The organism is Myxococcus sp. CA023 (genome assembly GCF_010998615.1).
In the GTDB taxonomy this organism is placed as follows: Bacteria; Myxococcota; Myxococcia; order Myxococcales; family Myxococcaceae; genus Myxococcus.
In genome coordinates this window covers 67,220-75,163 of sequence record NZ_JAAEAH010000046.1, presented here as the reverse complement: position 1 = coordinate 75,163, position 7,944 = coordinate 67,220, and the positions used below count along the sequence as shown (strand labels likewise).

Sequence of the window (7,944 nt, the reverse complement as noted above, 5' to 3'; positions counted from 1 at the left end):
GGCAAGGGCGGCGGCGGCGGCGGCGGCGGTGGCATCGTCCAGCTCCTCTCCACCACGACGCCCAGCGTGACAGGCGGCATTCTCGTGACCGCGGGCGCCGCGGGCGCCACCGCGAATCCCACGGGCGCAAGCCAGGCCATCACCGCGGGCGGTGGGGGCGGCGCGTGCGGTGGACATGGTGGCTCGGGTGGTGGCGGGACGCTGGCCGCGCCTCAACCGTCCGAGCCGGGTGCCGCCGGATATGACCTCCGGACTGTCACGCCCACGCCGGAGAACGTGTTCCTGTAGGTCCTGGCGGTTTGGGGGGATGCGGGCGGCTCGCGGGCAATCAGCTCGCGGGCCGTTCGTGTTTCCGGAGCATGGTTCCGCTGTGCATCAGTCCTGACGTGGCGCGGGGTTCCACGTCATGGCGACGTAAGGGGCGGCGGTCTCCTCGGGAGGCTCGGCGTCCACCTCGAAGCCCAGGCGCTCGTACAGCCTGCGCGCGGGGTTGGTTCGTAGCACTCGCAGGCGGAGGGGGACGCCTGCTTTCCCGGCCTCGTCCCGCACCTGGGTCAGCAGCCGGGTCCCCACGCCGCTGCCTTGGTGCGCGGGGAACAAGGCGATGTCCACCACCCGCCACGCCGCCGCGTCCTTCGCGACCAGCAGGCGCCCCATGGGTTGGCCTTGGAGACACACCACCTGGTGGTCGGCGCGAGGATGGCGGGCCGCCCAGTCGTGCGACTGCGCCACCCACTGCATGCGGAGGAAGGCGTCGCGCTGTGCGGGCGCCCAACCCCAGGCGGCGAGCTCGGACTCCCGGGTGCTGGCGTACAGCGCGAAGAGGAAAGGGTCGTCCGCAGCCGTCGCGGCGCGCAGGTCAATGGACACGGTGGCGAGCAGCATGGCTCGACGGGCGACGACGCGTCCAACAGCGGACGGCCACCGCGGTGCTCCGTCATCCGCCCAACGGCGGATGCAAGCAGCAGTAAATCCGGACGTCCTCGCAATCGTGGTTGGACGTCAGACCCGGATGAGATTTTCGGGAGCAGTTCCCGAAGGAGCCACACGATGAAGAAGACGCGAGACGAGGCACTGAACCTCCAGGAAGTGGGGGACATGGAGGCGCGGTGGCGGGGCCTCGCCACCCAGTTGCTGGAACTGGGGGACGACGCGATGGATGCGCAGCTGCTGGTGGCCTTCCGCGCCGCGCGTGAAGAAGGGGTGGTGCCTCCCGATGCGGGCTTCTTCCTGGTGGCCCACATCCTCACCTCCATGGCGGACGAGGCGATTGGTGACGAACCCCGTGTGTGCCGCCTGGCGCTGGAGCTGGAGTTGATGGAGCGTGAGTACGGCGTGGAGCAGGGCGTCTGGCTCAGCGGCGAGGAGACTCCACCCGAGGACTGGGAGGCCCTTCGCGCGGCGTATGAGGCCGCTTGCGACGAGGCCCGCGCCACCTTCTTCACGGCCTATGGCGAGGAGGAGATGGCCCGCCTCTACCTGGATGACCGCATCTGCTTCCACCGCCGCTTCGAGAGCGGGCGCCGCTTCTTCCACGGACTGCCCATGCTTCCCGAGCATCTGCACTGACTCTCAGTTCTCAATTTCTCTCAATCAAATGATGTGAGCCGCCTTTCACGCATCTCAGGCGGAATGTTGCGGCTACAAAGTTTGGATTAGCAGGACTTCAAGCTAGCTCAACGCTGTGTTGGTGAGGCGGCTTGCAGCGTCCTGGCCTTTTCCTTCGCCACACCCTATTCCGGCGCTCACTTCCGGGTGGCGGGTGGGGTGGCGGGGAAGAAGTCAATGCATACCATACCCTCGGTGTGAAGACTCGAAACTCCAAGGCGAGTCTTCAGCAGCTTCGCTGCTCGGCGGCGCGCGTCTCTGGCTGAAGTCCCCTCCAAGGACCCGGGGTCGCGCGCCGCCGCTCTTTTTTCCGCAGGGCGGTGGTCCGGGCCGTCACGGCGGCCTTCGGCGGGTGGTGGCGCTAGATTCGCGCGCCATGACCACCGACTCCGCCCACCGTCTCCTGGACCTGCTGTGGGAGCGCTACGCCGCGGAGGTGCCCTATGCGCGCACCTTCGTGCAGCTCTCCGGGGGCCGCTTCCGCAATGACCACGTTGCGCTTCGCTCGCTGGCCCGGCCCGGTGGTGGCATCGCGCTCTTCTCGCAGCCCTTCATCCGGCTCGGCTGGAAGGTCGCGGGCGCGTACACCTTTCCGGATGCGCACCTGTCCGCCATCTATTTGTCGCATCCGGCGGGGCTGCCCCGCATCTTCATCTCCGAGCTGAAGCAGGAGGAGCTGTCCCTGCGCGCTCGCGAGCTGCTCGCCCGGCTGCCCGAGGACCCCGCGCCTCCCGAGGACGTGGACGCACTGGCCGCGTGGTTCGGCCCGCCGCCCCCTCCTGACGAGGCCGCGCTGCTGGAGCTGGAGAAGGAGTCCCAGTATGGCGCCTGGCTGCTCGCCTTCGGCCGCAAGGTGAACCACTTCACCGGCTCGGTGGACGACGTGGAGGCGTGGCAGAAGCGCATGCGTGAGGCCGGGGTGCCGATGAAGGCCGACATTGAGGGCGCGCCCGGGACGTCGCTGCGGCAGACGGCCACGCAGGCCGCGCCGCTGCCCGTGTTGCTCAAGGGCGGTGGCTCGCGCTCGTGGCCCTATGCCTACTTCGAGATTGCCCAGCGCACGCCGGACTTCGACGGCTTCCTGGGCCCCCAGGCCCGGGCGCTCTTCGACATGACGAAGCGCGGCGAGTAGCTCCGGGTCATCCCCGCCGGCCAGGGGCAATCAGCGCGTTGAGGACGTGGTCGCGCCACTGGCCGTCGATGAGCAGGAGCTCCCGCGCGATGCCCTCCACCTGGAAGCCCAGGCGCTTCAGCACCGCGGCGCTGCGCAGGTTCTCCGGCAGGTGGTTGGCCTGGAGCCGGTGCAGGCCCATGACGTTGAAGGCGTAGCCACACAGCGCGCGCAGGGCCTCCGTCATCAGGCCCTGGCCTTCGTAGCGGTGGTCCAGGCCGTAGCCCAGGTCCGCGGACTGCAATGGGCCCCGGCGGATGTTCGTGAGTGAGACGTTGCCGATGATGGGCGACAGCTGGATGGGCTGGTTCCGCGGCAGCAGGAACACGCGCAGCGACAGGTCGAGCCGGAAGTCCTCGCGGTCCTGCGCCAGCCGTGTGCGCCAGTACGTCACCGAGAAGAAGTTGGCCGGCCGTGCCGGCGATACGGTGGAGACATGCTCCCGGTTCGCCTCGTGGTACGCGACTACCCGCCACGCCGCATCCGGTGGGAGCTGCACGAGATGCAGGCGTTCGGTGCTCAGCAGGCTGGAAACTGCGTCTGGGCCCATGGCGGGCATTCAACTCCGGCGTCCGTTGGATTTCAGCGCCGAGGCGTCGTCGGGGGCTCAGCGCCGCTGCCGCCAGTGGCCTCCTCTCCTCCGCTCGGGAGGATGATTTCCACGCGCCGGTTGTTGGCGCGGCCCTCGGGGGTGGAATTGTTGGCGATGGGCTGGTACTCGCCCAGGCCGCGCACCTGGATGCGGTCGCGACTTACGCCCTGGCTGATGAGGAACTCCCGCACGTGCTCCGCCCGCTGGTAGGACAGGGCCTCGTTCATCGCGTCCGAGCCCATCGAGTCCGTGTGGCCTTCGATGACCATGGGACTGTCGGACACCTTGAGCGCGTTGGCCACCTCCGTCAGTTGCTCACGCGCCGCCGGGAGCAGGTCCACCGCGTTTGACGCGAACAGCACCTGCCCTGACATCGTCAGCACCAGGCCTCGCGCCTCCTCGCGGACCTTCACGTCGCGCGCCGTCGACTCCAACTGCGTCAGGGCCTCCGTGGCGCGCTGTTCCGTGTCGAGCCTCGCCTGTCGCTCGCGTTCCAGCTCCCGCTCCACCTGGCGCCGTGCCTCCTGCTCCGCTTCCAGCTCCGCCGAGCGCTGGAGCAGTTCGTGGTGCTCCTGGGCCAGGCGCTGGGATTCGGACTCGGCCCGCACCCGGCGCTGCTCTTCTTCCTGAAGCCGCGTGGTCTCCTCCGCCAGCCGCCGCGACTCCGCCTCCTGCTGCTGAGCCAACCGCCGCAGCTGTTCCGCCTCGTGCTGGCGCCGCTGGGCATCCATCCGCATGCGCTCGGTTTCCAGCAGCGCGTGCTCATTCGGCGCGGGAAGCGCCTGCCGCCCGGCGCATCCCACCATCGTCAGGCCCAGCAGCACCGCCGCCAGCTTCAGGCGCATGGTTTCACCTCCTGCCGCTCGAGGACGTGGACACGCGTCATGGCGCGCCCAGACGTAGAGGTGGGGCCTCGGAGACAGGCCGGCAATCCAACCGTGGCAGGGTTGGCCGAAGAGCGGGCGGGCAGCCTTGCAAGCGCCTTCCGGGCGCATAGGGGCACTGGCCGGCGTGCGCCACCGGGGGTAGAGAGGGCGACATGCGCCTGCACCTGGTCGACGGCACCTACGAGCTCTACCGCGCCCACTTCTCGCCCCGTCCGGGCCATGCCGCGCCGGATGGACAGGACGTGAAGGCCACGGTGGGGCTGATGTCCTCGCTGCTCGCCCTGCTGCACGACGCGGACGAGGCGGTGACGCACGTGGCGGTGGCGTTCGACAATCCCATCCGCTCGTTCCGCAACGCGCTGTTCGACGGCTACAAGAGCGACGAGGGCGTGCCCCCGGAGCTGCACGCGCAGTTCGACCTGGCGGAGGAGGCCGTGCGCGCGCTGGGCGTCACCGCGTGGTCCATGAAGGAGCAGGAGGCGGATGACGCGCTGGCCACCGCCGCGGCGCGCTGGGCGGACGCGGTGGAGCAGGTGCGGCTGCTCACGCCCGACAAGGACTTGGGCCAGTGCGTGCGTGGCAGCCGCGTGGTGCAGGTGGACCGGCGGCAGGAGAAAGTGCTCGACGAGGACGCGGTGCGCGCGAAGCTGGGCGTGCCCCCCGCGAGCGTGCCGGACCTGCTGGCGCTGATGGGCGACGCGGCGGATGGCATCCCCGGACTGCCGGGCTTCGGGGAGAAGGGCGCGTCGGCATTGCTGAGCGCGCATGGCCACCTGGAGGACATCCCCGCGGAGGCGTCCGAGTGGAAGGTGCGTCCCCGGGGCGCGGAGAAGCTGGCCGCGACGCTGCGCGAGCACCGTGACGCCGCGCTGCTCTACCGCCGGCTGGCCACGCTGGTGACGGACGCGCCGCTGCCGGGCACGTCGTCGCTGGAGGACCTGGCGTGGAAGGGCGTGCCGGCCGCCGCGTACGAAGCGTTCTGTGATCGGCTGGGCCTGACGACGCTCAAGCGCCGTCCCAAGCGCTGGGCGCCCTGAGCTCGTGCACGGGCAGCGCCGTGGGCGCATGACGCGGCAGCCGCACGGTGAAGGTGGTGCCCGTCTCCTCCTGGGAGTGCGCCTCCACCGTGCCTCCGTGGGCCAGGACGATGCTGCGCACGATGTAGAGCCCCAGGCCGATGCTGCGCGCGCCGGCCCTGGTCCTCCGGGCGCACCGTGGCGCGCTCCAGCTCCTCCAGCGTCTTGCGCCGGCTGCGCTCCCACTGCGCCAGGGCCTGGACGCGCGCGGCGAACTCCACCGGGCGGAAGGGCTTGAAGACGTCTTCCAGGACGAGCAGACCCTGGACCGCCTGTCTCTCTGTTCGCCGGAGGTCAGCCGGGCGTTTCGAGGGGAATGACGAGTCTCCATGAACCTGGGCGCTTCCGGCGGTAGAAAGAAGCCATGTCCGTACAACTGAAGATGCCCACCGAAGACGACTGGGTGCCGAGCCCGGACGACCTGCCGTACCACCGGCTGGGCGGCACCGACGCGGCCATGGCCCTGGCCGAGGCTTTTTACGACGCCATGGACGCCCACGAGCCGGAGCTGGCGCGCCTGCACGAGCTGGACGCCGAGGGCCGGGTGAACCGCGGCACGCGCGAGCGGTTCGGCTTGTTCCTCGCGGGATGGCTGGGCGGGCCGCAGGACTACACGGAGCGTCATGGCCACCCCCGATTGCGCATGCGGCATGGCCACCTGTCCGTCGGCGTCGCCATGCGTGATGCGTGGATTCGCTCCATGCAGCGGGCCATGGACGCGCGGGGCATCACCGGGGGCCTGCGCCGCTTCCTCGATCAGCGCTTCGCCCACGTGGCGGACTTCCTGCGCAACGTCGAGGAGTGAAGCACGCCCACATCGGAGCGTCAGGCCCGGCGTAGGGCGAGCACGCAGAGGCGCCGGGTCCGACGAGGCTCTGGGCGGCGCAGGTGTGCGCCCGGGCGCGGCGGCAGGTGGGCCAGCGACTTCACGTCATGCACCAGCCGCAGCGCGGCCAGTCCGCGCACGGCCCACCATCCCGGGTCCGGCTGCCGCCACCCGAGCCCCATCTGCGCCGAGGCCGGGTAGACGTGGTGGGTGTTGTGCCACGACTCGCCCATGCTCAGCAGCGCCAGCCAGCCGGCGTTGCGCCCCTGTTCGGCGCAGCCCGGCAGTTCGTAGGGCTGCTCGCCCTCCACGTGGCTCACGTAATGGACGCACCAGAAGCCGTCCTGGGTGAGCGCCAGCCGCACCAGGATGCCCCAGGCCACCCAGGGCGCCCCGCCCAGTGCGTACAAGGCCAGGGCGAGCGGCACCTGGAGCCACAGGCCCGCGCGCTCCAGCCCGCGGAAGAACACGTCCTGCGTCACATGGGGCGCCGCTGGCACGTCCGCGGTGCCGCTTCGCGGGTGCCAGGTGTGGAAGAGGGCGTAGGCCATGGCGCGCGTGAAGCCCTCGCGGTAGCCGAAGTAGGGGGGACAGTCCGCTTCCGGCTGGTTCTGGTGGAAGTCGCGTAGGTCATGCATGCGGCTCATCGCGATGGGGCCGCCCAGGCCGGCCAGGGTGCCGAGCAGCGCCAACGCGCGCTCCACGGGCGCCGAGGCACGAAAGGCCCGGTGGATGAGTCCCCGGTGCAGGCCCACCGACACGCCCAGGCACATCGTCACCGCGGTCATCCCGGCGAACACCGCCACCGCGCTCCACGAGAAGAAACAGGTGCCCCCCACCAGCGCTCCCGCGTGCAGGAGGCTCCAGCGCAGCACCTTGCCTCCGTCCAGCCTCGCCGTTCCCCACCGCGTGTTGCCCGTCTCCGCCATGGCCCGCTCCTTTTGGAAGGGCGCCATCGCAAGGGGCCTGCCACTGGAGGACGGGCCTGTTTCCACGGGGTTGCGCGCCCGGGGCTGCCTGGGTGTCAACGCCATTCACGGCGCGTGCCCACGGCGTGGACGGTGGACTCCCGCTGGCCCCTCCCTGGCGGGATGCCCACCGCGCCGGAAGCAATTCCCGGGGGTTACCCCAAGGTGAATGACGGGCCGGTATCCGGTGTCCACACTGTCGTTATTCAGCCGGGGATGAAACCGTACGAGGAGGTCTCCACATGAAGCGCATGCTGATGCCGCTCCGCCGGAGCGTGCTGGTGTTGGGGGTGGTGCTGGGGGCGAGCGTGGCGATGGCCGAACGGAAGCAGGACGCCATCAACATGAAGATTGCCTACCAGTCGTTCAACCTGGAGATGACGCCCGAGGCGGTGACGGGGGCGGACTTCCAGGTGGCTCGCTCGCCCGGGATGCTGAAGGGCCGCGGGTTGAAGGGCAACTTCGCCCTGACGCTGAAGGGCGGGGCGGTGGAGGGCGCCGTCGGCGGCGCGCCGGTGAACCTGACGGTGACGAAGGAGGGGGACGCCATCGTGGCCAAGGGCGGATTTGGCGGACGCCCCGTCAACCTGAAGCTAAGCCCCAGCGAGCTCACCATCTACGTCCGCGACTGCACCTACCGGCTGAAGGCGGAGAACACGAACCGCTTCTACACGGGCCGGCGCAGCTGCGACCGGGCCATGACGCCCGCGTCGGAAATCTGGCTGCCGGACGAGTTCCTCGCGGCGAGCCCCGAGGAGAAGGCCGCCATCCTGTTCCTCGCGCTGTGAGGGACGTGCCCGCGCGGGTGGGCCCCGG

9 protein-coding genes and 2 pseudogenes are annotated in these 7,944 nt (G+C 70.2%); 6 read left to right on the top strand and 5 right to left on the bottom strand.

Translation table 11 applies throughout. The features are described from left to right. Nucleotides 1-288, top strand: a pseudogene (locus F8M74_RS20965) (collagen-like protein); the annotation flags it as partial. A gap of 87 nt (nucleotides 289-375) precedes the next feature. Here the strand turns inward: F8M74_RS20965 and F8M74_RS20960 are convergent. Next, nucleotides 376-885 carry a GNAT family N-acetyltransferase gene (locus F8M74_RS20960; protein ID WP_141254000.1) on the bottom strand — a complete coding sequence of 170 codons (510 nt, stop codon included), beginning with the start codon at nucleotides 883-885 and terminating at the stop codon, nucleotides 376-378. Nucleotides 886-1,050: 165 nt separating this feature from the next. Here F8M74_RS20960 and F8M74_RS20955 point away from each other — a divergent pair, with 165 nt between their 5' ends. After that, entirely contained in the window at nucleotides 1,051-1,569 is a 519-nt protein-coding gene (locus F8M74_RS20955; protein ID WP_163884510.1) for a hypothetical protein, read from the top strand. A 415-nt stretch (nucleotides 1,570-1,984) separates the two neighbouring features. Continuing rightward, nucleotides 1,985-2,740, top strand: a complete 756-nt coding sequence (locus tag F8M74_RS20950) for a DUF1338 domain-containing protein (RefSeq protein ID WP_141254001.1) — start codon at nucleotides 1,985-1,987, stop codon at nucleotides 2,738-2,740. Nucleotides 2,741-2,747: 7 nt separating this feature from the next. Here the strand turns inward: F8M74_RS20950 and F8M74_RS20945 are convergent, their stop codons facing one another. Both F8M74_RS20945 and F8M74_RS38550 read right to left on the bottom strand, forming a co-directional pair. Then, a complete protein-coding gene (locus F8M74_RS20945; protein WP_141254002.1) occupies nucleotides 2,748-3,338 on the bottom strand; it encodes a GNAT family N-acetyltransferase in 591 nt (196 codons plus the stop codon). A 23-nt stretch (nucleotides 3,339-3,361) separates the two neighbouring features. Beyond that, entirely contained in the window at nucleotides 3,362-4,216 is an 855-nt protein-coding gene (locus F8M74_RS38550; protein ID WP_301340593.1) for an OmpA family protein, read from the bottom strand. Between the two features lie 194 nt (nucleotides 4,217-4,410). Between F8M74_RS38550 and F8M74_RS20935 the strand changes: the two genes are divergently transcribed. Then, on the top strand, nucleotides 4,411-5,295 hold the full coding sequence (locus F8M74_RS20935; RefSeq protein WP_141254003.1) for a 5'-3' exonuclease H3TH domain-containing protein: 885 nt from the start codon (nucleotides 4,411-4,413) through the stop codon (nucleotides 5,293-5,295). On the opposite strand, the pseudogene F8M74_RS20930 reads toward F8M74_RS20935, so the two are convergent. After that, a pseudogene (locus F8M74_RS20930) lies at nucleotides 5,264-5,486 on the bottom strand (ATP-binding protein); the annotation flags it as partial. The gene F8M74_RS20935 and the pseudogene F8M74_RS20930 sit on opposite strands and share 32 nt — an antisense overlap. A 212-nt stretch (nucleotides 5,487-5,698) precedes the next feature. Here F8M74_RS20930 and F8M74_RS20920 point away from each other — a divergent pair. Next, nucleotides 5,699-6,139: a group II truncated hemoglobin gene (locus tag F8M74_RS20920; RefSeq protein ID WP_141254004.1), complete on the top strand. Its 441-nt coding sequence runs from the start codon at nucleotides 5,699-5,701 to the stop codon at nucleotides 6,137-6,139. Nucleotides 6,140-6,159: 20 nt separating this feature from the next. Here F8M74_RS20920 and F8M74_RS20915 read toward each other — a convergent pair whose 3' ends face one another. Further along, complete coding sequence (locus tag F8M74_RS20915) at nucleotides 6,160-7,116, bottom strand: acyl-CoA desaturase (RefSeq protein ID WP_141254005.1); 957 nt, start codon at nucleotides 7,114-7,116, stop codon at nucleotides 6,160-6,162. A gap of 254 nt (nucleotides 7,117-7,370) precedes the next feature. Here F8M74_RS20915 and F8M74_RS20910 point away from each other — a divergent pair, with 254 nt between their 5' ends. After that, nucleotides 7,371-7,916 (top strand): hypothetical protein, encoded by a 546-nt coding sequence (locus tag F8M74_RS20910; RefSeq protein WP_141254006.1) that lies wholly within the window; start codon nucleotides 7,371-7,373, stop codon nucleotides 7,914-7,916. The last annotated feature ends 28 nt before the right edge of the window (nucleotides 7,917-7,944 follow it).

Coding starts and splice junctions, on each gene's coding strand:
- F8M74_RS20915 (WP_141254005.1), bottom strand. CDS start 7,116: ATGGCGCCCTTCCAAAAGGAGCGGGCCATGGCGGAGACGGGCAACACG.
- F8M74_RS38550 (WP_301340593.1), bottom strand. CDS start 4,216: ATGCGCCTGAAGCTGGCGGCGGTGCTGCTGGGCCTGACGATGGTGGGA.
- F8M74_RS20935 (WP_141254003.1), top strand. CDS start 4,411: ATGCGCCTGCACCTGGTCGACGGCACCTACGAGCTCTACCGCGCCCAC.
- F8M74_RS20945 (WP_141254002.1), bottom strand. CDS start 3,338: ATGCCCGCCATGGGCCCAGACGCAGTTTCCAGCCTGCTGAGCACCGAA.
- F8M74_RS20955 (WP_163884510.1), top strand. CDS start 1,051: ATGAAGAAGACGCGAGACGAGGCACTGAACCTCCAGGAAGTGGGGGAC.
- F8M74_RS20920 (WP_141254004.1), top strand. CDS start 5,699: ATGTCCGTACAACTGAAGATGCCCACCGAAGACGACTGGGTGCCGAGC.
- F8M74_RS20910 (WP_141254006.1), top strand. CDS start 7,371: ATGAAGCGCATGCTGATGCCGCTCCGCCGGAGCGTGCTGGTGTTGGGG.
- F8M74_RS20950 (WP_141254001.1), top strand. CDS start 1,985: ATGACCACCGACTCCGCCCACCGTCTCCTGGACCTGCTGTGGGAGCGC.
- F8M74_RS20960 (WP_141254000.1), bottom strand. CDS start 885: ATGCTGCTCGCCACCGTGTCCATTGACCTGCGCGCCGCGACGGCTGCG.